Genomic DNA, 25,642 nt, shown 5'->3' with positions numbered 1-25,642 from the left:
ACTGACGCCCTCACAAATACGCGCGAGGTTCGCGACATCCCGGTACGCAATACCTTATCCGGGATGGTCGGCGGTTGTCCCCCGCCGTGGAAACAGGTTTAACCCGGACATCGTTACCGGAGCGTTAGTGAAACCCTAAGCAATCATGAATCATGCATTTTATTTGCACTGCCTGCATTGGCATGATGCGGCGCACCATCGGTGACCACCTGAATCACGAATTCTCAATGATACGGTTGATTTCTTTCACCAAGTCCTTACCCTGAAGGGCGGTAAATCAACCGGCCAATCGCTTGCGACAGAGTTCCGTGGGTTCCAATTGCGTCGTCTGATGTCGCCTTCGCGTCTTATTTAGCGTGAAAATTGGTTTTCAATGACCATGAGGCGGTCTGCCTTCAATTCCATCGGTTTCCGGTAAACAGCAGTGACCGGATCTGCCGAAAAATGGAACAACCACTGCATCAATTAAGACTGGGAGGTCTTACACATGAAGAAGCTTCTCGCTTCCACCGTTCTCGCCGTTGGCCTTATGGGCTTTGCCGGCGCAGCATCCGCAGAAGATTGCGGACGCGTGACTATCGCCAACATGAACTGGGCCTCGGCCGAAGTTCTGGCCAATATCGACGAAATCATTCTCTCTGAAGGTTATGGCTGCCAGGCAGAACTGGTTGCCGGTGACACCACACCGACACTCACTTCAATGGTTGAAAAGCAGGAACCGGATGTTGCTCCGGAAGCCTGGATCAACTCGCTGCGCACCCTGCTCGACGCAGCTGTTGCAGAAGGCAAGCTTGACTATGCGTCCGAATCGCTCAGCGATGGCGGCGTTGAAGGCTGGTGGATCCCGAAATATTTCGCGGAAGCCCATCCTGAAATCAAGACAATTGACGATGCTCTTGCACACCCTGAACTTTTCCCTGCTCCCGGCATGGAAAATGCAGGCAAGGGCGGCGTCTACAACTGCCCTGAAGGCTGGGGCTGCCGCATCATCACAACCAACCTTTTCAAGGCCTATGGCGCTGAAGAAAAGGGCTGGGTAACAGTTGAAACCGGTTCCGCTGCCGGTCTCGACGGCTCGATCGCCAAGGCTTACGAGAGCGAAGATCCGTGGCTCGGTTACTATTGGGCTCCAACCGCTATCCTCGGCAAATACGAGATGGTCAAGCTCGATCATGGCGTGCCGCACGACAAGGCTGAATGGGACCGTTGCACATCGATCACCGATTGCCCGGATCCAGTCAAGAACGCCTGGTCGAAGTCGGAAGTCTACACTGTCGTGACCGACAGCTTCAAGAAGCGCGCTGGACCGGCCTATGACTACCTTGCCAACCGCAGCTGGCCGAATTCCACTGTGAACACCTTGCTTGCCTGGATGGCTGACAACCAGGCTACAGGTGAAGCCGGAGCCCGTCATTTCCTCAAGGAAAATGAGGACATCTGGACGAAGTGGGTGTCTCCTGAAGCGGCCGAAAAGGTCAAGAAAGCAGTGATGTAACCCATCGCTTACAGTGTGGCGGGCTTAGGTCCGCCACATTTTTATTCAGGCAGCCGCGGTCGGGGAACACAAAACCGCAGCAGTCTGGAGCCGGGACCGGGGCACGCGCCAAAAGGTGCATTCGTCTGGCCACAGGCAGCGATGAATTGCTGGTCGCCTGACGATCAGCCAACACTATTTTCCGTATTTGGAGCGTGAATATGGACTGGCTCACAGAATTTCCCGCCATGGACACCGACAGACTGACTGCCTTGAAAAAGGCAATCGATCTCGGTTTTCGCAACTTCACCCGCGCGTATGGCGATGTATTTGAAACCGCACTCTATCCAGTGCAATGGTTCATGTATCGCGTGGAGCAATTGCTCACCACTTCGCCTTGGCCCCTCGTCATCCTGGCTTTCGCAGTGATCGCATGGCTGGCAAGCCGCAGTTGGAAGATTACCATCGGTGTTATCATCACACTGCTGCTGATCGGCTATTTCGACATGTGGGAAGACACCATGAAAACCGTCGCAATGACGGTCGTGGCGACCATAATGGCTATCATTTTCGGCATACCGATAGGCATTCTCATGGGCCGGTCCGACAGGGTCCAGGCGGTCCTCAACCCGATCCTCGACGTGATGCAGACGATGCCGAGTTTCGTCTACCTCATTCCAGTGGTCATGCTGCTCGGCATTGGTCGGGTACCGGGACTGATTGCTGTGATGGTCTATGCCATTCCGCCGATCATCCGTTTGACCAATCTCGGCATCCGGCTGGTCGACAAGGATGTGCTGGAGGCGGCCGATGCATTTGGTTCGTCCAACTGGCAGCGGCTTAAGAACGTGCAGATGCCACTGGCGTTGCCGACCATCATGGCCGGCGTCAACCAGACCATCATGATGGCACTCGCCATGGTCGTCGTTGCTTCCATGATCGGTGTTCAGGGCCTTGGTCTGCCGGTCCTCAAGGCCATCGCCAACCAGTACTTTACGCTTGGCATATTCAACGGCCTCGCCATTGTCGGCATCGCCATCATCTTTGACCGCACCAGCCAGGCCTATGGCAAGCGGCTGCAGAAGCACCTGGAGGTGGTTCATGGCTGACCAACACACCGGAATCGGGATCAACATCCGCAATCTTTACAAGATTTTCGGAGCCAACCCGGATGCCTATATCGATGCCGTCAAGGGTGGTATGACCAAGACCGAGCTCAACGACAAGCACAACCATGTGCTCGGTCTGAAGGACATCAATATCGATATGCCCGGCGGCGGCATTCAGGTTGTCATGGGCCTTTCCGGCTCGGGCAAATCCACCCTGATCCGTCACATCAACCGGCTGATCGACCCGACGGCCGGCGAAGTGATCGTCGGCGATGACGATGTCGTCAAGATGAACGAGAACGAGCTTCGCGAGTTCCGCCGTCACAAGACCGCAATGGTGTTTCAGAAGTTCGCGCTTCTGCCCCACCGCACGGTTCTTGAGAACACGGTCTACGGTCTGGAAATCCAGGGCATTCCCCGCGAAGAGCAGGAAAAACAGGCCCGCCGCTGGATTTCACGGGTTGGCCTCGATGGCTTCGAGGACAATTATCCCAACCAGCTTTCAGGCGGCATGCAGCAGCGCGTGGGCCTTGCCCGGGCGCTGACCAACGACGCGCCGATCCTGCTGATGGATGAAGCCTTCTCGGCACTCGATCCGTTGATCCGCATGGACATGCAGACAGTGCTGCTGGATTTGCAGAAGGAAATCCGCAAGACCGTTGTCTTCATCACCCACGATCTCGATGAGGCGCTTCGCCTGGGCGACCGCATTGCCATCCTCCGGGATGGTGAAGTGGTGCAGCAGGGCACCAAGCAGGAAATCGTGCTTCGTCCGGCCGACGAGTACATTTCGAGCTTTGTGCGAGAGGTCAATCGCGGACGAGTCATCTCCGTCGACATGGTCATGACGCCGCTTTCCGGCGAGCCGCAAGGCATGCCGATCAAGACAGGAACAGTGCTCGAAGTCGCGGCCAAGAAGATGACCGACAGCAGTGCTTCTTTCGCTCATGTGACGGACGCGGACGGCAAGCCCATTGGCGCGCTCGACATTCAGGAAGTCATCTCGGCGATGGTAACCCCTGTCGACCATGAGACTGTTGCCGCCTGAGACCGCACACCGTTGAGTGATCGGGATCTCCCGACCCACGGCCGAACCAGTCAAACCCCGCAGCCAAGCAATTGCCTGCGGGGTTTTTCAATTCGACCACATCAGCTCTATTGCAATGACATAAAGATATCTTTATACGATACTCAGCTTAACAGGAGATTTGAATGTCCGTGTCCAACCCGCTTGCCGACCTGCTGTCCGAAAAAGGCATCCTGCTTGCCGACGGCGCCACCGGAACCAACCTGTTCGCCATGGGGCTTGAATCGGGTGAAGCACCAGAGATGTGGCTGGAAACGGCACCTGAAAAAATCACCAAGCTGCACCAGGATTTTGTCGACGCAGGCTCCGACATCATTCTGACCAACAGTTTTGGCGGAACCCGCAACCGGCTCAAGCTGCACCAGGCCGATGACCGGGTATTCGCACTCAACAAGAAGGCGGCAGAGATCGCCCGCGCAGTGGCTGACAAGGCGCCGCGCAAGGTCATCGTCGGCGGCTCCGTCGGCCCGACCGGCGACCTTCTGGTTCCGCTTGGCGCAATGACATATGAATCAGCGGTCGAATCCTTTGCCGAACAGATCAAGGGTCTCAAGGCCGGCGGCATCGACATCGTCTGGATCGAAACCATGTCGGCCACCGACGAAATCCGGGCCGCGGCGGAAGCAGCCGTCAGCTGCGGTTTGGCTTACGTCTACACCGGTTCCTTCGACACCGCCGGCAAGACCATGATGGGCGTGCACCCGCGCGACATTCATTCACTCGCCAAGGACATCGGCGACGGCCCGTTTGCGGTCGGCGCCAATTGCGGCGTCGGTGCCTCAGACATCCTGTCCTCTCTCCTCGACATGACCGGTGCCGATCCGGACGCCGTGGTCATCGTCAAGGGCAATTGCGGCATTCCGGAATTCCGTGGCGCCGAAATCCATTACTCCGGCACACCGCCGCTGATGGCTGATTACGCAAGACTGGCAATCGATGCCGGCGCGCGCATCATCGGCGGTTGCTGTGGCACATCATGCGACCATCTGGCTGCGATGCGTGTGGCAGTCGACAACCACATCAAGGCCCAGCGCCCGACAGTGGAAAGCATTGTCGAGCGCATCGGCCCGATGCGCAACACGGTTGCCAGCACCGGCCCGGCGCCCACCCGCGAACGTCGCGGCCGCCGCGGTTAAGAACCGACTGCTCTGAATTGCAAAGGCCGGCGCATGCGCCGGCCTTTTCTGTTGATACGGGATTTCAGCCCTGCCCTGTTCAGTTCTTCTCTGATCCGGCATGCAGATCTTCAATGTCCTTGCGGGCCTTCTTCAGGATCTCAAGCGCCTGCTGTGCCTGCTCGGCGGAGTATCCGCCGCTACGCAACTGGCTAAACAGCGACCGGCGCAGCATGCGGAATTCCGCTCCGAGCGAGACGCCCTGGATCTCTTCCGACGCCTCGTCGATCTGGGCGTTGATCCGGTCGAGATCGACGCGGTTTTCCTCAAGATAGGCTTTCCCCTCTTCGGTGATCGCAAAGAGCTTCTTGGCGCCCTGCATCTGGGAAGACACGAGATCAGCCTCCTCCAGCATCTGCAGCATTGGATAGATCGCGCCGGGGCTTGGGCTGTAGGCCCCCTGGAAACGGGCTTCCAGCGCCTTTATGATGTCGTAGCCATGGCGTGGCTGCTCGGCAATCAGGCCCAGGACCACAAGTCTCAATGCGCCGGCGTCAAACATGCGTTTGCCGCGGCCGCCAAACGGCCCACCGCGATGCCGCCCGAATGGGCCGCGTCCACCGCCGCCACGACCGCGCCCACCTGATCCTTCCGGGCCGGAAAAATAGCGGTGTTCGCCATGGCATCTGTGTTTGTTCATTCCAAACATCTGGATTTCCTTTCTGAACTTCGATAACACTTTATAGCGTCTTATCTACGTAAAGATATATCTTTTGCAAGAGCCAGCATTGGAGAGTTCGCGAAAAATCAGATTATCTGTATGTTTTTAATAGGTTATTTCTGAAGGCAGACTGACATACCAAGCCTTACGGTTGTTACGTTTGATCGCCTGGCGGCGCTTGCCAACGCCAAAATGCCGGGCAGCGAGAGCGATCTGAACTGCCCTGCGAGGCACCCCAGACCGCGTCCGCCAGATCTCAGGCAGGTCTTCAGCTGCTACTGCTCAAGGCCCATGGCAAGCCGCACCAGTTGCAGGAACTCCGAGCGGTAGCCGAATGGATCCTCGCCACGGGCATCAGCTGCAATCTTTTCGATGGCCTCAAAGCCAAAGCTGTCGACCTGATCAATTCCGCGCAGTTTCTGCCCGAAGGCAGCGACGCCGATCGAAAACCGCACATCTTCGGGCGCGTCCGCGAAGCTGCTCACTTCGGCGTCCTTGAGCACGGGAATTTCGGTCAATTTACTCTGCGCCTCGCCCGGTACTTTTGCCCGGATCTTGAGGAACGCCAGTTCATCACCATACGCAGAATCCGAAGTCTGCGGCGCATCACCATAACGCAAATCGCTGTTCAGAATAGCAGGACTGCCCACAGGCGTGATCTCATAAATCGCTGTCACGGTGTGGCCTGAGCCGATCTCGCCTGCATCCACGCTGTCATTGTTGAAATCCTCGCGGTCAAGCGCGCGCGTCTCAAACCCGATCTGGCGATATTCGGCGATCACTTCGGGATTGAATTCGATCTGGAATTTCACATCCGATGCGATCGGAAACAACGACGCCGAGGCTTCCTGCACGAGCGTTTTTTCAGCTTCAGACAAGGTGTCGATGTAGGCCGCGACGCCGTTGCCATTCTGTGCGAGTGCCTGCATCAGCTGGTCATTGTAGTTGCCCTGCCCGAAGCCGAAAATGGACAGGAACACGCCGCTTTCACGCTTCTTTTCGATCATGGCTTTCAACGCGTCGTCGTCACTGGCGCCGACATTAAAGTCGCCGTCGGTGGCAAGCAGCACGCGATTGATCCCGTCCTTGACGGAGCCCTTCTCAGCCAGTCGGTAGGCTTCCTCGATCCCCGCAGCCCCCGCAGTCGATCCACCAGGTCGCAATTCATCAAGCGCATCAAGGATCTTGGCCTTGTCAGAGACAGGCGTCGGCTCAAGCACTGTACCCGCATCGCCCGCATAGGTGACGATCGAGACAGTGTCTTCGGGTTCAAGCTCCTGGATCAAAAGCCGGAATGCCGATTTCAGGAGAGGCAGCTTGTCGGCTTCCTGCATCGATCCGGAAACATCGACCAGCAAGACCACATTGGCATGCGGCCGCGCAGCAGGCTTGAGGTCGTAGCCCTTGACCCCGATGTGCAACAGTTTCGTGTTGGCGTTCCACGGCGTCGGGGTCACGGTCACCGTCGCGCGGAATGGTGTCTCGGCAGTGTCGGGAGCCGGGTAGTCATAGTTGAAATAATTGACCATCTCCTCGACCCGAACCGTTTTTGGATCGGGCAGCACGCCCTGCTTGAGCGCACGGCGCACCATCGCGTATGACGCCGTGTCAACATCTGCCGAAAATGTGGAAACCGGGTTTTCGGTGACAGACTTGACGCCGTTGCTCTCAAAGCTCTCAATCCGGTTCCACTCGATTTCCCCAAACGGAGAGGCATAGGGCTTGTCCGCATCATCAAACGATTGCCGGGTGATCTGACCGGATAGCCCCTGTCGCGCAACTCCGCCCATCGGCTGACCGGTTGAGCGTTGAGGCACGGAGGCGTCGAGGTTCCGCGAACGCTCCGCCGCTGGCGAAGCAGCCACCTGCGGCACCGGCTCCGAAGCCACCTGTTCCACTTCCCTTTGTTGCCAGATACGCGGCACCGCGCTCTTCTCGGCTGTTTCACGGTCTGCGTTGGTGCCCATCTCCAGGGGCGACAGCAATTTCGGCTGCCAGCCGTCGTGGTTCTGGGAAATCTGCCAGGTCATGTAGGCTGCGGCAGGCAGGATCATCAAGGTGGCAAGGGCCGTGCCCGCCATATAGCGCTGTCTCATCAGTCCACTCCATATCGAGGTTGCGACATGGGTAAGACGTCCGTCATCGGGCGATCCTTGGGCGGACGCCTTTACTTTTTCAGGACCTGACTTGTCAAAGGCGTGCAGTGCCGCCTCAAGCGCCTTGCGTTTTGCATCCTCTAGCGGAGGCGGCGCGCTGCGCGCCAGTCTCTTGAGATCATCATCGATCATTGCTCTGCTCCGGACTTGCCCAGAAGGCTTTTCAACTGCTTGCGCGCAGTGTGCAGATGATAGGAAACCGTGGATTCCGCGCAGCCCATCACCGCGGCGGCATCGGCATGGTTCAATTCCTCGCCGTAAACCAGAAGCATGGCATCGCGCTGTTTATCCGGCAGGGTGCGAACTGCATCCCATACGTAATCACTGTGGCTTGGCTTGTAGGTCTCGATTTCTTCCCCGAGAGTTGCGGCATGGACCGCCATGGCCTGAGCCTTGCGCATCTCGCGGGCAACGAACCGGGCATGGTCATGGGCTGCATTGATCGTGATACGGTAGAGCCATGTCTTGAAAGCGCTCTCGTTGCGCCAGTTTCGGATCGCAAATCCGAGCCTGAGACAGACGTTCTGCGCAATGTCTTCGGCCGCAGAGCGGTCCCGGCACCATTTCCATGCCACGCGATGAATGAAAGCATAGTGGCGTTCGACAAGCATGGAAAAGGCGTCCCGATCGCCAATAGACGCCCGTTCGGCCAAATCCTGATCCGCTGGTCCTTCGATGCGGGTCTTCGATTCCATGCAGGCACGCTTCTCCATTATTGAAGCTTTGACGATACCAATCCGGCAATCCTTGGGTTCTATGACACCAATTTATGAATAAGCCGCCATATGGAACCGAATTTGTTCCCCGCCATATCGATAATTCCGTCCCACCGGACAAGCATCGCGCGCAAGGCATCCCGATTTCATGCAGCCCTGCTTGCCCTTGTCCAGTTTCAGGTAGTCGCGACAGGCTGAGACGGCAAACCCCGCCGGCGTGAAAGCTTCGACCGGGCAGGCAGACAGGCAAGGCTTGCCGGTGCATGTGTCGCAAGGATGAAGCATGCCTGTCTCGACGGCCAGGTCCGGTGCCGCGCCCTCTCCTGCGAACGCGACATCATCAAACAGGATCGCCCCGCGATAGCCGTGCCATAATCCGTAGTCAGGATGAATGAGCAACCCAAGCGGCGAGGGTTTCAGCCCTTCGGCAGTCATTGCCCATTGCTGAAACGGATGCCATGGCCTGTCGGAGGGAAACACCGCCTCGCCGCCACACGAGGCAGCAATCGGGCCAACTACGGTCTTGGACCAGGTATCGAGAGGGTCCGCAAACCCAGGATGCCCCTGCAGCCAGGTATCGAATACCGGCCAGAAACCGCCGCCGGCATGACCAATCAGACATATGGATGTCGCCGGTTTTCCGCTGGCCAGCATCGGTGCAGCACCGGCCGCCGGCTTCAGCCATCCGCGCGGCACAAGGCCGCTCGGCTCCAGCGCCGCCGCGACAGCGGCGCTCATGTGCGGGTTATCCACCCTGCTCCCCGTTTTTGAACGCAGAGCGCCAGACCTCTTTGTGGATGAGGCCCGCTACCTTGTCCTGACCGCCTGTCTCCCTGGCTTTATCGGGCTGTGTTCAAGTGAACGCGTCGGGCATCGATTCCTTGCGCTCGGCAATATAGGCAAGCAGCGCCTCGTCGATCGCCGGATCCAGCTCCGGAGCGACATAACCGTCAAGCCATGAGCGGCAGAGGCTGCGGGCGCGTTCCTCGATGCGCTTTTCGCCTTCTGCTAGCCATTGCTCATAGGAATTGTTGTCGGCCAGCGACGAGCGAAAGAACGCCTGCTGGAAATTGGCCTGCGTGTGCGCGCAACCGAGATAGTGGTTGCCCGGACCGACCTCTGCAATAGCGTCCAGCGCCTGCCCTGTTTCCGACAGATCAATGCCTTCGGCAAAACGCTGCTGCATACCGAGCTGGTCGACGTCGATCATGAACTTCTCATAGGAGCTGACCAGTCCGCCTTCGAGCCATCCGGCCGAGTGCAGCGCGAAGTTCGTGCCCGCCAGCAGCGTCATGTTCAGCGTCGAGGCGCTTTCGTGCGCAGCCTGCGCATCCGGCACCTTGGAACCGCAGAGCGACCCGCCTGTCCGGAACGGAATTTTCAGCCGCCGCGCCAGCTGCGCAGCACCATAGGAGACCAGCGAAGGTTCCGGCGTTCCGAAAGTCGGTGCGCCCGACTGCATCGAGATCGAAGCCGCGAATGTTCCAAACAGCACCGGTGCACCTGGCCGGATCAGCTGCGTGAAGGCGGCGCCTGCGAGCACTTCCGCGAGGATCTGGGTCAAGGTACCGGTCACGGTCACAGGGCTCATGGCGCCGGCAAGAATGAACGGCGAGACAACGCAGGCCTGGTTGTTGCGGGCATAGACTTTCAGCGCGCCGAGCATGGTCTCGTCAAACACCATCGGCGAGTTGGCGTTGATCAGGTTGAGCGTCACGCAGTTCTGGTCGACGAACTCGGCGCCAAACAGGATCTTGCACATCTCGATCGTGTCTTCGGCCCGTTCAGGTGCTGTCACCGACCCCATGAACGGCTTGTCGCTGTATTTCATGTGGCTGTAGACCATGTCGAAATGGCGCTTGTTGACCGGCACGTCGACCGGCTCGCAAACCGTGCCGCCTGAATGGTGAAGCGACGGCGCCATATAGGCCAGCTTGACGAAATTGCGGAAGTCCTCGATCGTCGCATAGCGCCGCTCGCCATCAAGATCGCGCACGAAAGGCGGACCATAGACTGGCGCAAACACGGTTGCCTTGCCGCCGATCTGTACCGAGCGCGCAGGATTACGGGCATGCTGGGTGAACACTTCCGGTGCAGTCTTCAACAGTTCGCGGCACAATCCCCTGGGAAAGCGGACCCGCTCGCCCGTCACATTGGCACCTGCTTTGCGCCACAGCTCAAGCGCTTCCGCGTCGTCGCGGAACTCGATGCCGATTTCCTCAAGAATCGTGTCGGCGTTGTGTTCGATAAGGGCCAGGCCTTCCTCGTCCAGAACGTCATAAGTCCCAAGTTTGCGCATGATGAAGGGCATTGACTGGCCAGGCCCGCCGCCGCTCCTGAGCGCGCGCCGCGCTGCGGCGCCTTTGCCGCGCCGTCCCGCTGCAGCTTCCGACGCTGCGTCTGGAGCCAAATCAGGGGTGGAAAGCGTGTCTGGATGAGCCATCGAATGCCTGCTTGATTTTGAGAGGCGCAACATCACGCCTATAAACCCATGCTAACCAAAACCCGCCCCCGCACATTCCTCAATGCGCCAAGCCTTGGCGCATCAGGAATACCGCATTAAGAGCACCTCGTCGCTTTTTCCGACATGCGCGTCGTTTTCAAGGAACTTTTTGCAAACGAACGCCTATAACGCTATGCATAATGGGTCTGGTGCGTCGAACCACCGGACAGGTTTATTCAAGGGAGAACCCGATGTCTGACGAAGAAATCATCCTGTCCGAACTCTCTGATGATGAACTTGTCCAGCAGATGCACGATGATCTGTATGATGGACTCAAGGAAGAGATCGAGGAAGGCACGAACATCCTCCTCGCTCGCGGCTGGACCCCCTATGACCTTCTGACAGAGGCACTGGTCGAAGGCATGCGAATCGTCGGCGAAGACTTTCGCGATGGCATCCTGTTCGTGCCGGAAGTGCTGATGAGCGCCAACGCCATGAAGGCCGGCATGTTCATCCTGCGCCCACTTCTCATCGAGACCGGCGCACCCAAGCTCGGCAAGATGGTGATCGGCACCGTCAAGGGCGACATTCACGACATCGGCAAGAACCTTGTCGGCATGATGATGGAAGGCGCAGGCTTTGACGTCATCGATCTCGGTATCAACAACCCGGTCGAAAAATACCTTGAAGCCATCGAGCGCGAACAGCCTGATATTCTCGGCATGTCAGCCCTGCTGACCACCACCATGCCCTACATGAAGGTCGTCATCGACACGATGAAGGAAAAGGGCATCCGCGACGATTTCATCGTTCTGGTTGGCGGCGCGCCGCTGAACGAGGAATTCGGCAAGGCCGTTGGCGCCGATGCCTATTGCCGCGACGCAGCTGTCGCAGTCGAGACCGCCAAGGAACTGATCAAGCGCCGGCACAATCAGCGCGCCGGGGCCTGATCCTCATCTGGCTTGGTCCGCACGCATTTGAGCTAATCAGTCGGTGACAGCGTCACCGACTGCATTCACCGATTCCTTTACGTCCCGACCGACGCCTCTTATCGTGTTGGCACAAGAGGCCAGCGTCAGCGCAAGGATGAGGACGGTTGCGATCTTGAAATGTGTCATTTTCTGCTGAACCCCGAATAAAGTGTTGTGGTGCAGAATGTGACCCAGGGGAAAGGCAACATCATGGCGGGGCGACCGAAATCAGTCAGCCAGACTGAAAAGAAAGTTAGGGTTATCGCTTGCGGCATGATTGGTCGTGAGGTCCTGGCGCTCAACCGACAGCTTGGCCATGACCATATCGACCTCAAATGCATTGATGCCAATTTCCATCATCATCCCGACCGCATCGCCCCTGCGGTCGATCGCGCCATTCGCGAGGCTCGCGAAGAAGGCTTCGAGCACATCTTCATCGGCTATGCGGATTGCGGCACCGGCGGCGAACTCGACAAGGTCTGCGCCGCCCAAGGGGTTGAACGGATTGAAGGCCCGCACTGCTTTTCGTTCTATGTCGGCAATCGGGCTTTTGAAGAAGCCGGCGACGACATGATGACGACCTTTTTCATCACCGACTTTCTCGCCCGGCAATTCGATGCCTTCTTGATCCGCCCTCTCGGCCTCGACCGGTTTCCCGAGTTGCGCGATACCTATTTCGGTCACTACGAACGCGCGCTCTATCTTGCCCAGACCGATAGCCCGGAGCTCGAAGAAAAGGCCCGCGCTGCTGCAGAGCGCCTTGGCCTGCGTTTCGAACGGCAATTCACCGGCTACGGCGATCTGGAAAAGGCACTGGCGCAGCTCTGAACTCAGATCCATTTGCGACAGCCGTCACAACGACGCAAAACATTAACGCTGAATAAATTCTCCTCTGCGGAAATGAGATGATTATTGCCACAATTTTTAAGCAATCCGTGCTTAGATAGATTGCAGTTGTCATTCAGGGTATCCGCAGTGAGTCACCAGTCCGCCGCCACCGCCACCGTTCCCGCCATTGCAGCCGGCACACGCCGGCATCCCGAGAAGCTGTCAGAGCTTCTCGAGCGTTTGGCGCGCGATGCGGGCGAACGCGTCAGCATGCGTGAAATTGCCAATGCCCTCAACGATCGCTCATTTGGCGCCTTTCTGTTGGTTTTCTCGGTTCCCAACCTGATTCCGCTTCCACCCGGCGCGACAATGGTTCTCGGTCTGCCAATGGTGTTTGTCGCCTGGCAGATGGTGATGGGTTACCAGAAGGTCTGGCTGCCGCGTGCGCTTGCCAATTATTCGGTCGACCGTGCCACATTCCTGCGCATGGTCACCCGGGTTTCGCCCTGGCTTCGCAGTGCGGAAAACTGGGTGCGGCCACGCAATTGGCCCCTCGGCGGCGCAATCCGCGAACGGCTGTTCGGCATTTTTGCGCTCATTCTGTCCATCACCTGCGTCCTGCCGATTCCCTTCGGCAACTGGCTGCCGGCGTTTGCCGTCGCCATTCTGGGCGTCGCCCATACCGAGCGCGACGGCAATTGCCTGGCCTTGGGTGTTTTGGCCGGCATCGTTTCGGTGGCTATCGCCGCCTTCGTAGTGACGGCTACCGGCGCATTGTTGCTGCACCTGTTCTGACGACGATCCCTCAGCTGCCGCTAATGTCCGGTCATACCTGACTATTGTCGCCCTGTAGTCGGATCTTAACCCGGCCGAATTATCCTTGCGTCTTCACATCGTTGGAAGCGGCATGGCCAAACAGAACAAAATTGTCGTTATAACCGCCGGCGGACCCTATGCCTGGGTCATCGTCAACGCCCTGGCGTCTCGATTTGAAAACCTCGAAGTGGTGCTGGAGCAGCCAGAATCCAAAAGCGTGTTTCTAAAGCGCCGGGCGCGCAAGATCGGCTGGTTCCAGACAGCAGGCCAATTCGGCACCATGTTCATCTCCCGTTTTGGCAAGCGCTTTGCACAAGAGCGAACAAACCAGATCATCAGCACCAGCGGCGTCCAGCCCGAACTGGCGTCTGATGTGGCCGTAACGAACGTCTCGTCAGCAAACGGCCGCGATTGCCTTGATCTGCTTTCAGAACGCAATCCCGATGTGGTCTTTCTGGCTGGCTGCCGGATGCTGTCAAAAGCGACACTCGCCGCGATTTCCTGTCCAGTGATCAATTATCACTCCGGCATCAACCCCAAATACCGGGGACTGGCCGGCGGCTGGTGGGCACGCGCAACCGGCGATCACGAGAACTACGGCACCACCGTGCATCTGGTTGATGCCGGGGTCGACACCGGTGATACACTCTATCAGGCCTTCCTTACGCCCTATCCCGGCGAATCCCTCCTCACCGATTCTCTCGCCATGGCCGCAGGATCTCGCGAGATCGTCGTCCGCGCTGTGGAAGATGCTCTCAAGGGTGAGCTTCAGCCCAAGGCGAGCGCTTTGCCCTCCGTGCAGCGTTTTCACCCCCCGATCTGGACCTACCTCATGACCGGCATTTTCAAGCGGATCTGGTAGTTTTCAACAGCCTCGGTTTGACCCCGGAGGCGATCCCAAATACCTCGCACACCACACAGGTCGTTTTTGACGCGCCGCACGTCGTCGTGAGCGAAGCTGACAAAAAATCCCATGCGCATTGTAACTTCCAAGGAGACTTCCATGGCCAACCTCATCATCGTCTACTGGCGTGACATTCCAGCTCAGGTGATCGTCAAGAAGGGACGCACTTCCGCGAAGCGCGAACTGACCCTCAGATTCACCGAAGCAATCGATATGTGCGCCATGCGGACGGGTGCAGCCGAGACCGATGATTACCTCGCCGACTGGCGGCGTGCTGATCCGGTCGAAGTTTCTGACGATCTTGAAGCCGAAGCCGACAAGGCCGCGGCGGAGTTTGAAGCAGCCTTCGACAAGGAACGCCTGGTGGCGCTGGTCAAGGGCGGCGGCAGGGAGAGCCATGGCTGACGAACCGACCAAACCGACACAGGCGAGCCTCAACAAGAAGGCTGCACCAAAAACCTCCTACAAGCCGGCTGGCGTTTCGGCGACTGGCCGCAACGCCCGCAGCTTTGCCATCAGGCTGTGGTCCGTTCGCCATTCACGCGGGCTGGAATGGTTCTATGCGCGCTTTGCCGATGCCTTCCTGATGCTCCATCCACTTTGGAAAGCGGTCGGATATCAGCGCGCCGAGGGGCCGGTCAAATTCGTGGAGAAACACGTCAAGGGCTTCCTGTTCGACTGCCGCATGTGCGGTCAGTGCGTGTTGTCATCGACCGGCATGTCCTGCCCGATGAACTGCCCGAAGCAATTGCGCAATGGCCCCTGCGGCGGTGTCCGCGCCAATGGCAATTGCGAAGTCGAGCCCGACATGCCCTGCGTCTGGGTTCAGGCCTGGACCGGGGCCAGCCAGATGAACGGTCGCGACAATATCTTCAATGTCCAGAAGCCGGTAGACCAGTCGTTGCGCGAGACATCGTCCTGGTTGCGTGTCACCGCCAACGCCGCAGCCGACCGTGAAACCGCCGCCAATCAGGGAGCTCAGCAATGAGCCAGCAGGATTCCAACCCGCTTGATCCCAGCGCCCTGCTGGAGCCAATACCCGGACACTCGTCCCTGGGCCGGCTCGAACGCATCCTGCGTCGTGGTGAATTCGCCGTCACCGCCGAACTCAACCCGCCCGACAGCGCCAATCCACATGATGTCTATGAGCGCGCCGCGATTTTCGACGGCTGGGTCGACGGCATCAACGCGGTCGACGCCTCGGGCGCCAACGCCCACATGTCGTCTGTCGGCATCTGCGCGCTGCTGACCCGCATGGGTTACGCCCCGATCCTGCAGATTTCCTGCCGCGACAGAAACCGCATCGCCATTCAGGGCGACGTGCTCGGCGCCTCCGCCATGGGCGTGCAGAACATAATGTGCCTGACCGGCGATGGCGTGCAGGCGGGCGATCAGCCCGGCGCCAAGCCAGTGTTCGATCTCGATTGCATGTCACTGCTCGAAACCATCCGGATCATGCGCGATAACTCGAAGTTCCTCTCGGGCCGTAAACTGACCAGCCCGCCCACAGTGTTCCTCGGCGCCGCCATCAATCCGTTCGCGCCGCCTTATGATTTCCGCCCTCACCGCCTTGCCAAGAAGATCGCCGCCGGCGCCCAGTTCGTCCAAAGCCAGTATTGCTACGACGTGCCGATGTTCCGCAAATACATGAGCCAGGTGCGCGACATGGGGCTCGACAAGGAGTGCTTCATTCTTTGCGGCGTCGGTCCGCTGGCCTCGGCGAAGACGGCCAAATGGATGCGGTCCAATGTTCCCGGTGTGCATATTCCAGACGAGATCATCAAGCGCCTGGAAGGCGCTCAGGATCAGAAGAAGGAAGGCAAGCAGATCTGCATCGACATCATCAACGAGGTCAAGGAGATCGATGGTGTCTCCGGCATCCACGTCATGGCCTACCGCCAGGAAGAATTCGTCGCCGAGATCGTGCACGAATCAGGCGTCCTCAAGGACCGTCGACCCTGGCGCAAGGAGCCCAATCAGGTCGACGAACTGGTCGCCCAGCGGATGGAGGAAATCCTTGAGGAACCCAAGCAGATGCCGCATGAACTGGCAGGCGCTGCGGGTGACGGAGAGGCTGCGGTCTAGACCCGAAGGCTTGCATCTCGCGCCAAAAATCTATAACGATATAAACAAATCTTTATGTCTTCACCGCAAGGATCGAACATGACCCGCACAATCGTCGCCTCCGCCACCCGAGAAGTGATCATCGGCTTTGATCAGCCTTTCTGCGTGATTGGCGAGCGCATTAACCCGACCGGTCGCAAGAAGCTCGCTGCCGAGATGATTGCCGGAAACTTCGATACCGTGATCAAGGACGCGCTGGAGCAGGTTGCTGCCGGTGCTACCATGCTCGACGTCAACGCGGGCGTCACCTCGGTCAACCCGAACGAGACCGAGCCGGGCCTGCTGGTCCAGACCATGGAAATCGTCCAGGGCCTGGTCGACATCCCGCTGTCGATCGACAGCTCCGTGACCGCAGCCATTGAAGCCGCCTTGAAGGTTGCCACGGGCCGCCCGCTGGTCAATTCGGTCACCGGCGAGGAGGAAAAACTCGAAGCCATCCTGCCGTTGTGCAAGAAATACGACGTGCCGGTTGTGGCGATCTCCAATGACGAGACCGGCATATCCATGGATCCAGACGTGCGCTTCGCCGTCGCCAAGAAGATTGTCGAACGCGCCATGGATTACGGCATCAAGCCGCATGACATCGTGGTCGATCCGCTGGTCATGCCGATCGGCGCTCTCGGCGATGCCGGCCGCCAGGTTTTTGCCCTGCTGCACCGCCTGCGTCATGAACTCAAGGTCAACACCACCTGCGGCCTCTCCAACGTCTCCTTCGGCCTGCCACACCGCCACGGCATCAATGCCGGCTTCATCCCGATGGTGATTGGCGCAGGCATGACCTCGGCCATCATGAACCCCTGCCGTCCGGCAGAAATGGAAGCCGTTCGCGCAGCCAACGTGCTCAACGGAACCGACCCCAACTGCACCAACTGGATCAAGACCTACAAGGACTACCAGCCGCATGTCGCAGGCTCCGCCCCTGCTCCCCAGGCTGCAGCGCCATCGGGCGATGGCGGACGCCGACGCGGCGGACGTGCAGGCCGTTCCGGCGGAGCATAAACCAGAAATGACCGACCACCTCGTTCTGTTCATGCCGTCGGGAAAGCGCGGGCGCTTTCCCTCGGAAACTCCCGTGCTCGATGCCGCGCGGCAACTGGGCGTTCACGTGGAAAGCGTCTGCGGCGGCCGCGGCATTTGCGGTCGCTGCCAGATAGACGTGCAGGAAGGCGTTTTCGCCAAGCACGGCATCACCTCGTCAAACGAGCACATCTCGCCTTTTGGCGGCAACGAGGTACGTTACGCTGAAAAGCGCGACCTGAAATCAGGTCGCAGGCTCTCCTGCTCGGCCAAGATCCTCGGCGATCTCGTGATCGACATCCCGCAGGACGCGGTGGTCAATGCGCAGGTGGTGCGCAAGGATTCCGATGGCCGCGTGATCGAACGCAATCCGGCGATCCAGATGTGCTATGTCGAGGTTGAAGAACCCGACATGCACAAGCCGCTCGGCGACCTCGACCGTTTGCTGTCTGCCATTGAGGCCGACTGGGGCTTCAAGAATCTCGCCATCGACACTTATTTGCTTGGCCAGGTGCAGCAGATCCTGCGCAAGGGCAACTGGACAGTCACGGCTGCAGTGCATGAACCGGTTGATGGTGGACAGGCCACGCTTGTTGCGCTCTATCCGGGCCTCAAGAACGAAGCTTACGGCATTGCCTGCGATATCGGTTCGACCACCATTGCCATGCATCTGTCCTCGCTGCTGTCTGGCCGCACGCTGGCCTCATCCGGCACGTCCAATCCGCAGATCCGCTTCGGCGAGGATCTTATGAGCCGCGTCTCCTATGTGATGATGAACCCGGAAGGCCGCGAAGGCATGACAGTTGCCGTGCGCGAGGCGATCAACGGGCTTATCGACAAGGTCTGCAAGGAAGGCGAGATCGAACGAACCGATATTCTCGACGCGGTCTTCGTCGGCAACCCGATCATGCACCATTTGTTTCTGGGCATCGACCCGACCGAACTTGGTGGTGCGCCATTCGCGCTCGCTGTCTCGGGCGCGGTCAACGTCAAATCATCGGAAATCGACCTCCCGCTCAACAAGGGTGCTCGCGTCTACATGCTGCCGTGCATCGCGGGCCACGTCGGTGCCGATGCGGCCGCGGCAACCTTGACCGAAGGCCCGCACCGCCAGGACGAGATGATGTTGCTGGTCGATGTCGGCACCAACGCCGAAATCGTGCTGGGCAACTCCACCCGCACGGTCGCAGCCTCCTCGCCAACCGGCCCGGCTTTCGAAGGCGCGGAAATCTCCTGCGGCCAGCGCGCAGCCCCCGGCGCCATCGAACGGATCCGAATCGATCCGCTCACCTTTGAACCTCGCTACCGCGTGATCGGTATCGAGCCATGGTCGGATGAGCCCGGATTTGATGAAGCCGCCAAGAAAGTCGGCGTCACCGGCGTCTGCGGCTCGGGCATCATCGAGATCATCGCCGAAATGTATCTCGCGGGCATCATCACCGAGGATGGCGTGATCAATGGCGATCTTGCGGCGACCAGCCCACGCATCATCACCAATGGCCGCACCTTCTCCTATCTGCTGCGCGATGGCGAACAGAAGCTGATGGTGACCCAGACCGATGTCCGCGCCATCCAATTGGCCAAGGCCGCCCTTTATGCCGGCGTCAAGTTGCTGATGGACAAGCAGGGCCTAGACCACGTCGACCGCATCGGTCTTGCCGGCGCGTTCGGCTCCTTCATCGAGCCGAAATATGCGCTGATTCTGGGGCTTGTGCCAGATTGCGATCTGGAAAAGGTCAAGGCCGTCGGAAACGCGGCAGGTACCGGCGCACGCATGGCGCTGCTCAATCGCGGTTACCGCCGCGAGATCGAGGAGACCGTGACCCGCATCGAGAAGATCGAAACCGCTCTGGAGCCGAAGTTCCAGGAGCATTTCGTCAACGCCATGGCCTTCCCCAACAAGGTCGACGCGTTCCCGAAACTCATCGAAGTGGTCAAATTGCCGGAACGTTCCATGGATACCGATGCCGCAGACGGCATCGAGCCCGGCGCGGGACGTCGGCGCGGCGGACGGCGCAACCGCGACTAGGCCGACAAGCAATCGTCACCCTCACCCTTGTGGCGAGGGTGAGCAATCTCCAAAACAATCGCACCGGTCATCAACGCTACAGTCATCAAGATCCTCGGGACGAGCCGAAGGGGCAGAGAAACAGCGCGGGTCACATCCTCACGCTTTACCCGAATCGAACTTGGCTCTACGGCATTTGGGATGACCTCCCTGATCCGCTCACCTTTGCTTCTTGTTCTTGCCTTGTGGGCAGCCGGCCTTGGGGCCGCGGCGCAATTTGCCAAGATCGTGGTGATCTTCCCCGAACTGCAGGCCTATTATGGCGAGACCGGCGCAGCGTCCGGCTATCTCGTTTCGTTCATTTCTGTGATGGGGATGGTTCTCGGGCTGATCGCTGGCGTCATAGCCATTCAGATCGGCGTGCGCCGCCTGCTGCTTGGGGGCCTGGTGTCGGGAGCTCTGATTTCCACCTGGCAAGCAACACTGCCCGGGTTCGAATGGATGCTGGCGAGCCGCCTGCTTGAAGGCCTGTCGCACTTGGCAATCGTCGTATCGGCTCCAACCCTGATCGCCCAACTGACATCGCAGCGTTATCAGGGCATGGCGCTTACGCTGTGGGGCAGCTATTTCGGCGTCGCCTTCGCGGCCATCGCGCTCGCGGCTCCCGCAATCCTTGGGTCCTACGGCCTTCCCGGACTGCCTGTGATCCACGCCGTCTACATGGCCATGTTCGCAGCCCTTCTCGCACTGCAGCTGCCAGCCGAGAACCACCGCAACGCGCCGCCATGGCCGTCAGCCGTGGACATCATTCGCCGCCACGTAACTGTCTATTCCTCACCGTTCATTGCCGCACCGGCACTAGGCTGGGTGTTCTACACGCTGACCTTTGTCGCCATGCTGGCGGTGCTGCCCTCGATGGTTGATCCCTCAAGCCGCCCCTTTGTCGCCGCTGCTATGCCGCTGGCCAGCATTATCTCGTCGATGACCGTGGGCAATATCCTGCTCAAATACATCTCCGCCGTCTCGGTCATCATCACAGGATTTGCGATCGCCATCCTGCTCGTGGTGGTGTTCCTGCTGACGGGCCCGAGCGCCTGGCTTTTCATTGCGTTGTTCGCAGCGCTCGGGCTGGTTCAGGGCGCGAGCTTCGCAGCGGTGCCGGAGCTAAACTCAAACCTGCCCGACCGGGCGCTCGCCAATGGCGGCATCGCCCAGACAGGCAATATCGGCAATGCACTGGGAACCCCGGCACTGTTGGCCGTCGCATCGACTGGCGCGGCGTTCGGTTTACCGGTGTTGTTGATTACCTGCTACGGTGCGGCAATAATCGTTCATGTGGCGATGGCCCGCAGCCGGGCCAAAGCAGACGCTTCATCACTTGTGAAAACCTGAGGCGAAACCGGGTTCACTCCGGCCGGATATACTTGCCGCGCGCCCAGCCGAGTTCAGCGTCATTGGTCATCACCTGGCACCAGACATTGGCTTTCTTCATCTGGGCGTATTTCCATTCGACGCCGCCATAGCCGTCAATCCGGAACGAGATATTGGTGATGATATCCTTGCAGCGGCCAGTCAGGCTGATCTGCTCATTGAGTTCATAGGCGTCAATGATCTTGGATTGCGCCGAGGGCCATTTGCGAATGTTGAGTGCGTCGTCAGGCGCGATGGCCGTGATCGTGCCGGCGGTAAACGCCGACGACATTGCAGGAACTGCGGTGGCGCCAACGACTGCAGCAGCGAGGGCCAGAATGATGCGGATGGATGGTTTCATGATCTTGTCTCCCCTTTGGCGCTCGGTTGAATGCGCCGGTATCTGCAATCTACACAAGCACATCTATCCTGACGCTGAACAAGCCGTTCAGCCAGCATTCATCGCCGCAGCCCTCCCGCGGATACCCACTTCACATGTCAAACGAGCCAGTCTGGTTGAACCGTTCAAAACCAGCGCGAAAATGATCGCTGAGCGCAGAAACCTGCGGCGATGGATCGGCAGCAACTTTCAGCAGCAATTGATACTCTCCGGGCGCGGGAAGCCCGCAATTCTCGTCCAGTATCTGGATATCTGGCCCGACGAAGCTCCGCCCCATCGGCGCGACTGCCAGGTCCGCCAGGATTGCCGCCCGCTGGCCGGCCATATGTGACGTCATGAAAGCCACACGGTAGGACCGCCCAACCTTTTCGAGCGCCGTCAGTGCACTTTCGCGCCAAACGCAGCCTTCATCCCACATCGAAACCGGCAGCGGGTCCATCAGGCAGGCCTGTCCACCCTTGGCGCCGGCCCAGACGATATCATCAGTCATCATCACTTCGTCAGGTCCCGGCGTGTGGTTCCTCATGCAACTGACCAGAGTGATATCGATGTGACCTGATGCAAACCGCTTCAGCAGGCTGGAGGATTGGTCGATCACCACGTCAACGACCACCGAGGGGTGCGACTTTGCAAACAGCTTGAGCACCGACGGCAGCACCGCCTCACCATAATCGGATGGCGACCCTATCCGCACCACACCGGACACATCAGATGTCACAAAGCGCGAGATCGCTTCCCGGTTGAGCGCGATCAACCGCCGGGCATAGCCCAGCAGCACCTCACCATCATGGGTCAGAGAGACATTGCGCGCATCGCGCAGAAACACCGATACACCCAATTGTTCTTCAAGCCGCTTGATCTGCATGGAGACCGCCGACGGCGTCCGGTAAATCCGCGCCGCGGCAGCAGTGAAGCTGCCCGTCTCGGCGATCGCGACGAAGCTGCGCAGCACATCCGGATCCAGCATCAGCAGAGGGTGGTTCAAGGGAGCGTTCATAAGGTTCAATTCCATTGATCGATGAAGTCAATTCATTTCGTTTGATTGAATGATGCATCGGAGTGATGGTGTTGTCAATCCAGCCTGACTGGTCAACGCCGATCAAGGAGACATCAGACATGTTCGGTATTTCTCGCATCGTCCGCCATGCCCGCCGGTGGCATGCCAACCACCAGCGCGCGGTCATGGAAAGCACCATGCTCAACCTTCCGCTTGAACTGCAGAAGGACATAGGCTGGCAAGCTCCAAGAGATCGCCCCTCGGCGAACCGTATACAGCAGGATATTCATACCCGCCCGATGCTGTGATCGCCAGCCCGCCCATGTCGCAAGCCATAAAAATTCGCTGTCCCGCCAGTGACAAATCACGATTTTTATGGCCTGATCGCGACATGGGCCTCGCCGAGGCCCGCACAGGGTTTTGGGCATGGCCTCACAGAATAAGCACAAGCGGTCGATCGTATTTTTCATGGTTCCGGATTTCTCCATGATCGCCTTCTCGATGGCGATCGAACCATTGCGTCTGGCCAACCGGATGCTCGGATATGAATGCTACAAGTGGCGGCTGACGTCGCATGATGGCGAACCTGTGCCTGCGTCAAACCAGGTTGTGGTCGGCGTCAACACGTCGCTCGCAGACGAGCGGCGCAGCCTGTCGGGTGAAAACCGGCCAACGATGGTTTTCGTCTGTTCGGGGGTCAATGTCGATCAGTTCCAGAACAAGTCGGTGCTGGCCTGGCTGCGTGAAGAGCACAACCGCGGCGTCGCCGTCGGCGGACTGTGCACCGGCGCACATATCCTTGCTCAGGCAGGCTTGCTGTCGGGCCGCCGCTGCGCCATCCACTGGGAAAATCTGCCCGGCTTCGCCGAAGCCTTCCCGAAGGCAAATGTCTTTGCCGACCTTTATGAAATCGATGGCACCATTCATACCTGCGCAGGCGGCACGGCTGCGCTCGACATGATGCTGAGCCTGATCGGTGAAGATCATGACGACACCCTGGTCAACCGCATTTGCGAAATGGCGTTGACCGATCGTGTCCGCAACGCCCATGACCGCCAGCGGCTGCCGCTGCGTGCGCGTCTCGGGGTGCAAAACGCCAAGGTTCTGTCGATCATCGAATTGATGGAAGCAAATCTGTCCGAACCGTTGTCACTGATCGAGATCGCAGATGACGCGGGCCTTTCGCGGCGCCAGATCGAGCGTCTCTTCCGCCAGGAAATGGGCCGATCACCGGCGCGCTACTATCTGGAAATCCGGCTTGACCGGGCACGGCACCTGTTGATCCAGTCACCGATGCCGGTTGTCGAAGTGGCGGTTGCCTGCGGCTTCGTCTCCGCCTCGCACTTCTCCAAGTGCTACCGCGAACTCTACAACCGCTCGCCGCAGCAAGAACGCGCCGAGCGCAAGCAGTACCTCACCGCAGCGTGAAGTCCGCACAATCCCTGTCAGGGTATGCTTGGGTCAGCTCAGGCGGGTACCGCCAGGTCTGAATAAGATGCCAAGGCTTCTTTCAAAGCCTCCATCTTCGTCAGAATGCCGATATTCTGCGCGATGCGGCACTGAAACTCTTCCTGGACAAAGGGGCGATAGAGAAAATCGCTCGCGCCTGCCTTCAGGAAGCTGGCCGACAACTCCGGGTCGTTGGAATTGGAAATTCCGATGATGCGGAGTGTGTCATCGGAATGGTCCCGGCGCAGTTTGCGCGTCAGCTGATAGCCGTCCATGTCACCCATGTGATAGTCGGTCAGAACCAGCTTGATATCCGGATTTGCCGCGATGGCTTCCAGGGCCTGCTGCCCGGAGGCGGCCTCTACTATTTCGAACTTCTGCGCCAGCAGCATGGCCGAAAGAATGCTGCGCTGGGTCTTCGTGTCATCCACGACCAGAATACGATAATTGCGGTTGGTTATGATCCGTTTGACCGCCGAGACGATTTCATCGAATGCCCGGTCAGTATCCTTGATCACGTAGTCGAGGACATTCTTCTTCAAAATGCTGGCGCGCGTGTTGAAGTCGAATTTTCCGGTGAAGACAATCGTCGGCAAATCGATCTCAAGAGCGTAATCAAGCGCCTCGCAATGAGGTGAATCAGGCAGGTTGAGATCAGTGACAGCAACGAAGAAGCCATGATTGGCATCACGCGCAGCCTGCTTCATCTCGGCCAACGAACTGCAGGTGACGACCTCAACCCCGAGATCTGCTTCGAACCTAAACTTGAGCGCCGAGGTGAACATCCGCGAGTCTTCGACCAGCAACACACGAAGCCGCTCCCCGGTTGGCGACAGGTTGGCTTTGAATTCGAGGTCTTTTGAAGCTCTTGGCAAATCGGCTACTCCATTTGTGCGCGGGCCAACCAGACGGTCGGTGGCGCGGTTTCGGGCCGAGCTATGCGACCTTCGCTCCGGGTGTTTTTCCAATCATTCGGCGCGCGGACTGGATCTGGTCAAGCGTATCCAGGTTCTGGTTTACGCGGCAGTAGAATTCCTCGTCCACATAGGGGCGCAGCATGAAATCATTGCCCCCGGCTTTCAGAAACCGAGCCGACAGGAGGCGATTGTCAGATGAGGAGACGCCGATGATCCGAAGCTCGTGGCTGCCACGAACCGCGCGCAGACGCCGCGTCAGTTCAAAACCATCGATATCGGGCATGTTGTAGTCGGTGATGACCAATCCGATATCGGGAGTTACTTTCAGAAGGCTCAAAGCCTCCGCACCGCTTTCGGCGGAAGTAACCTTGAAGTTGAAGCGCTCGAGGCGGCTTCGCAGAAGCGCGCGCGCCGTCGGGCTGTCATCAACAATGAGCACATGGTGGCGATGATTGGTCAGGAACCGGCAGACCGATTCCTCCAGCATGTCGATCGCCAGGATGCTGTCCTTGATCACATAGTCGACGATGTCACGGGCAAGGATGCCTTCGCGTGTTTTCTCGTGAAATGTGCCGGTGAAGACAATGATCGGGATCGACAGGCCAGCTAGGTAAGCCAGCGCCTCGCCATTTTCCGCACCGGGCAGATTGACGTTCGAAATTGCCAGCGTAATCGGGCGATCATTGTAGTCGAAGGCCAGTTGAAGGTCTTCAAAGCTACGGCAAATTTCGATGTCGATATCAAAGCTTTCCTTCAGCTTCTGACCAATCATGGAGGTGAAGACATTTGAGTCTTCCGCCACGATAATGCGGTGCTCATTAAGAGACCCACCATTGTACTGCATTCCCGAAAGTCCGATAAACATGCGCGCGCCCCTATTTCTTAGGATACGCTAATCATGCCGGGATTGAATTTCGGTTAACATCAAACCAACCAGCGGCACTATTTTCATCGTCTGGCGCGACGAAATGCGCCACGTT

The 25,642-nt window shown here is 58.7% G+C and carries 26 protein-coding genes; 16 read left to right on the top strand and 10 right to left on the bottom strand.

Features of this window, described 5'->3' with window-relative positions; genetic code table 11:
• Positions 1-487 precede the first annotated feature (487 nt).
• The 4 genes from WNZ14_RS20750 to bmt all read left to right on the top strand — a co-directional run bounded on the left by WNZ14_RS20750 (position 488) and on the right by bmt (position 4,806).
• On the top strand, positions 488-1,495 hold the full coding sequence (locus WNZ14_RS20750) for an ABC transporter substrate-binding protein (RefSeq protein ID WP_342870596.1): 1,008 nt from the start codon (positions 488-490) through the stop codon (positions 1,493-1,495).
• A gap of 200 nt (positions 1,496-1,695) precedes the next feature.
• A complete protein-coding gene (locus WNZ14_RS20745; protein WP_342870595.1) occupies positions 1,696-2,583 on the top strand; it encodes a proline/glycine betaine ABC transporter permease in 888 nt (295 codons plus the stop codon).
• A complete protein-coding gene (locus tag WNZ14_RS20740; protein WP_342870594.1) occupies positions 2,576-3,631 on the top strand; it encodes a glycine betaine/L-proline ABC transporter ATP-binding protein in 1,056 nt (351 codons plus the stop codon). The genes WNZ14_RS20745 and WNZ14_RS20740 overlap by 8 nt, the downstream gene beginning before the upstream one ends.
• 164 nt (positions 3,632-3,795) lie before the next feature.
• Positions 3,796-4,806 carry a betaine--homocysteine S-methyltransferase gene (gene bmt, locus WNZ14_RS20735; protein ID WP_342870593.1) on the top strand — a complete coding sequence of 337 codons (1,011 nt, stop codon included), beginning with the start codon at positions 3,796-3,798 and terminating at the stop codon, positions 4,804-4,806.
• Positions 4,807-4,885: 79 nt separating this feature from the next.
• Here the strand turns inward: bmt and WNZ14_RS20730 are convergent, their stop codons facing one another.
• The 5 genes from WNZ14_RS20730 to WNZ14_RS20710 form a co-directional block, all read right to left on the bottom strand.
• A complete protein-coding gene (locus WNZ14_RS20730) occupies positions 4,886-5,494 on the bottom strand; it encodes a PadR family transcriptional regulator (RefSeq protein ID WP_342870592.1) in 609 nt (202 codons plus the stop codon).
• Between the two features lie 287 nt (positions 5,495-5,781).
• Positions 5,782-7,794, bottom strand: a complete 2,013-nt coding sequence (locus WNZ14_RS20725; protein ID WP_342870591.1) for a VWA domain-containing protein — start codon at positions 7,792-7,794, stop codon at positions 5,782-5,784.
• Positions 7,791-8,357, bottom strand: a complete 567-nt coding sequence (locus WNZ14_RS20720; RefSeq protein ID WP_342870590.1) for an RNA polymerase sigma factor — start codon at positions 8,355-8,357, stop codon at positions 7,791-7,793. Before WNZ14_RS20720 ends, WNZ14_RS20725 begins: the two co-directional genes overlap by 4 nt.
• 72 nt (positions 8,358-8,429) lie before the next feature.
• Positions 8,430-9,116 carry a ferredoxin gene (locus WNZ14_RS20715; RefSeq protein WP_342870589.1) on the bottom strand — a complete coding sequence of 229 codons (687 nt, stop codon included), beginning with the start codon at positions 9,114-9,116 and terminating at the stop codon, positions 8,430-8,432.
• Between the two features lie 115 nt (positions 9,117-9,231).
• Positions 9,232-10,821 carry a trimethylamine methyltransferase family protein gene (locus WNZ14_RS20710; protein ID WP_342870588.1) on the bottom strand — a complete coding sequence of 530 codons (1,590 nt, stop codon included), beginning with the start codon at positions 10,819-10,821 and terminating at the stop codon, positions 9,232-9,234.
• A gap of 251 nt (positions 10,822-11,072) precedes the next feature.
• Here WNZ14_RS20710 and WNZ14_RS20705 point away from each other — a divergent pair, with 251 nt between their 5' ends.
• Positions 11,073-11,771 carry a B12-binding domain-containing protein gene (locus tag WNZ14_RS20705; protein ID WP_342870587.1) on the top strand — a complete coding sequence of 233 codons (699 nt, stop codon included), beginning with the start codon at positions 11,073-11,075 and terminating at the stop codon, positions 11,769-11,771.
• A gap of 36 nt (positions 11,772-11,807) precedes the next feature.
• Here WNZ14_RS20705 and WNZ14_RS20700 read toward each other — a convergent pair whose 3' ends face one another.
• Positions 11,808-11,939, bottom strand: a complete 132-nt coding sequence (locus WNZ14_RS20700; protein ID WP_342870586.1) for an EncA/B family entericidin — start codon at positions 11,937-11,939, stop codon at positions 11,808-11,810.
• A 63-nt stretch (positions 11,940-12,002) separates the two neighbouring features.
• On the opposite strand from WNZ14_RS20700, the gene WNZ14_RS20695 reads away from it, so the two are divergent.
• From WNZ14_RS20695 to WNZ14_RS20655, 9 genes are all read left to right on the top strand, one after another.
• Positions 12,003-12,620, top strand: a complete 618-nt coding sequence (locus tag WNZ14_RS20695; RefSeq protein WP_342870585.1) for a DUF1638 domain-containing protein — start codon at positions 12,003-12,005, stop codon at positions 12,618-12,620.
• Positions 12,621-12,767: 147 nt separating this feature from the next.
• Complete coding sequence (locus WNZ14_RS20690; protein ID WP_342870584.1) at positions 12,768-13,415, top strand: exopolysaccharide biosynthesis protein; 648 nt, start codon at positions 12,768-12,770, stop codon at positions 13,413-13,415.
• A 112-nt stretch (positions 13,416-13,527) separates the two neighbouring features.
• Positions 13,528-14,298 carry a formyl transferase gene (locus WNZ14_RS20685; protein WP_342870583.1) on the top strand — a complete coding sequence of 257 codons (771 nt, stop codon included), beginning with the start codon at positions 13,528-13,530 and terminating at the stop codon, positions 14,296-14,298.
• Positions 14,299-14,439: 141 nt separating this feature from the next.
• Positions 14,440-14,745 carry a virulence factor gene (locus WNZ14_RS20680; protein ID WP_342870582.1) on the top strand — a complete coding sequence of 102 codons (306 nt, stop codon included), beginning with the start codon at positions 14,440-14,442 and terminating at the stop codon, positions 14,743-14,745.
• A complete protein-coding gene (locus tag WNZ14_RS20675) occupies positions 14,738-15,328 on the top strand; it encodes a methylenetetrahydrofolate reductase C-terminal domain-containing protein (protein ID WP_342870581.1) in 591 nt (196 codons plus the stop codon). The genes WNZ14_RS20680 and WNZ14_RS20675 overlap by 8 nt, the downstream gene beginning before the upstream one ends.
• Positions 15,325-16,425: a methylenetetrahydrofolate reductase gene (locus WNZ14_RS20670; protein WP_342870580.1), complete on the top strand. Its 1,101-nt coding sequence runs from the start codon at positions 15,325-15,327 to the stop codon at positions 16,423-16,425. Before WNZ14_RS20675 ends, WNZ14_RS20670 begins: the two co-directional genes overlap by 4 nt.
• Before the next feature lie 78 nt (positions 16,426-16,503).
• A complete protein-coding gene (locus WNZ14_RS20665) occupies positions 16,504-17,463 on the top strand; it encodes a methyltetrahydrofolate cobalamin methyltransferase (protein WP_342870579.1) in 960 nt (319 codons plus the stop codon).
• A gap of 7 nt (positions 17,464-17,470) precedes the next feature.
• A complete protein-coding gene (locus tag WNZ14_RS20660) occupies positions 17,471-19,510 on the top strand; it encodes an ASKHA domain-containing protein (protein ID WP_342870578.1) in 2,040 nt (679 codons plus the stop codon).
• 180 nt (positions 19,511-19,690) lie between these two features.
• Positions 19,691-20,881 (top strand): MFS transporter, encoded by a 1,191-nt coding sequence (locus WNZ14_RS20655; RefSeq protein ID WP_342870577.1) that lies wholly within the window; start codon positions 19,691-19,693, stop codon positions 20,879-20,881.
• A gap of 13 nt (positions 20,882-20,894) precedes the next feature.
• Here the strand turns inward: WNZ14_RS20655 and WNZ14_RS20650 are convergent, their stop codons facing one another.
• Both WNZ14_RS20650 and WNZ14_RS20645 read right to left on the bottom strand, forming a co-directional pair.
• A complete protein-coding gene (locus tag WNZ14_RS20650) occupies positions 20,895-21,260 on the bottom strand; it encodes an SH3 domain-containing protein (RefSeq protein WP_342870576.1) in 366 nt (121 codons plus the stop codon).
• A 130-nt stretch (positions 21,261-21,390) separates the two neighbouring features.
• Positions 21,391-22,296, bottom strand: a complete 906-nt coding sequence (locus tag WNZ14_RS20645; RefSeq protein ID WP_342870575.1) for a LysR family transcriptional regulator — start codon at positions 22,294-22,296, stop codon at positions 21,391-21,393.
• Between the two features lie 119 nt (positions 22,297-22,415).
• Here WNZ14_RS20645 and WNZ14_RS20640 point away from each other — a divergent pair, with 119 nt between their 5' ends.
• Positions 22,416-22,604: a hypothetical protein gene (locus WNZ14_RS20640; protein WP_342870574.1), complete on the top strand. Its 189-nt coding sequence runs from the start codon at positions 22,416-22,418 to the stop codon at positions 22,602-22,604.
• Between the two features lie 118 nt (positions 22,605-22,722).
• Positions 22,723-23,724, top strand: a complete 1,002-nt coding sequence (locus WNZ14_RS20635) for a GlxA family transcriptional regulator (RefSeq protein ID WP_342870573.1) — start codon at positions 22,723-22,725, stop codon at positions 23,722-23,724.
• Positions 23,725-23,762: 38 nt separating this feature from the next.
• Here the strand turns inward: WNZ14_RS20635 and WNZ14_RS20630 are convergent, their stop codons facing one another.
• The gene (locus WNZ14_RS20630) at positions 23,763-24,620 is read right to left on the bottom strand and encodes a response regulator (protein WP_342870572.1); all 858 of its coding nucleotides are present in this window, start codon (positions 24,618-24,620) and stop codon (positions 23,763-23,765) included.
• 61 nt (positions 24,621-24,681) lie between these two features.
• On the bottom strand, positions 24,682-25,527 hold the full coding sequence (locus WNZ14_RS20625; protein WP_342870571.1) for a response regulator: 846 nt from the start codon (positions 25,525-25,527) through the stop codon (positions 24,682-24,684).
• Positions 25,528-25,642 lie beyond the last annotated feature (115 nt).

The organism is Hoeflea sp. AS60, from assembly GCF_038900115.1.
Classification (GTDB): Bacteria; Pseudomonadota; Alphaproteobacteria; order Rhizobiales; family Rhizobiaceae; genus Hoeflea.
This window is presented reverse-complemented; position numbering and strand designations above follow the sequence as displayed.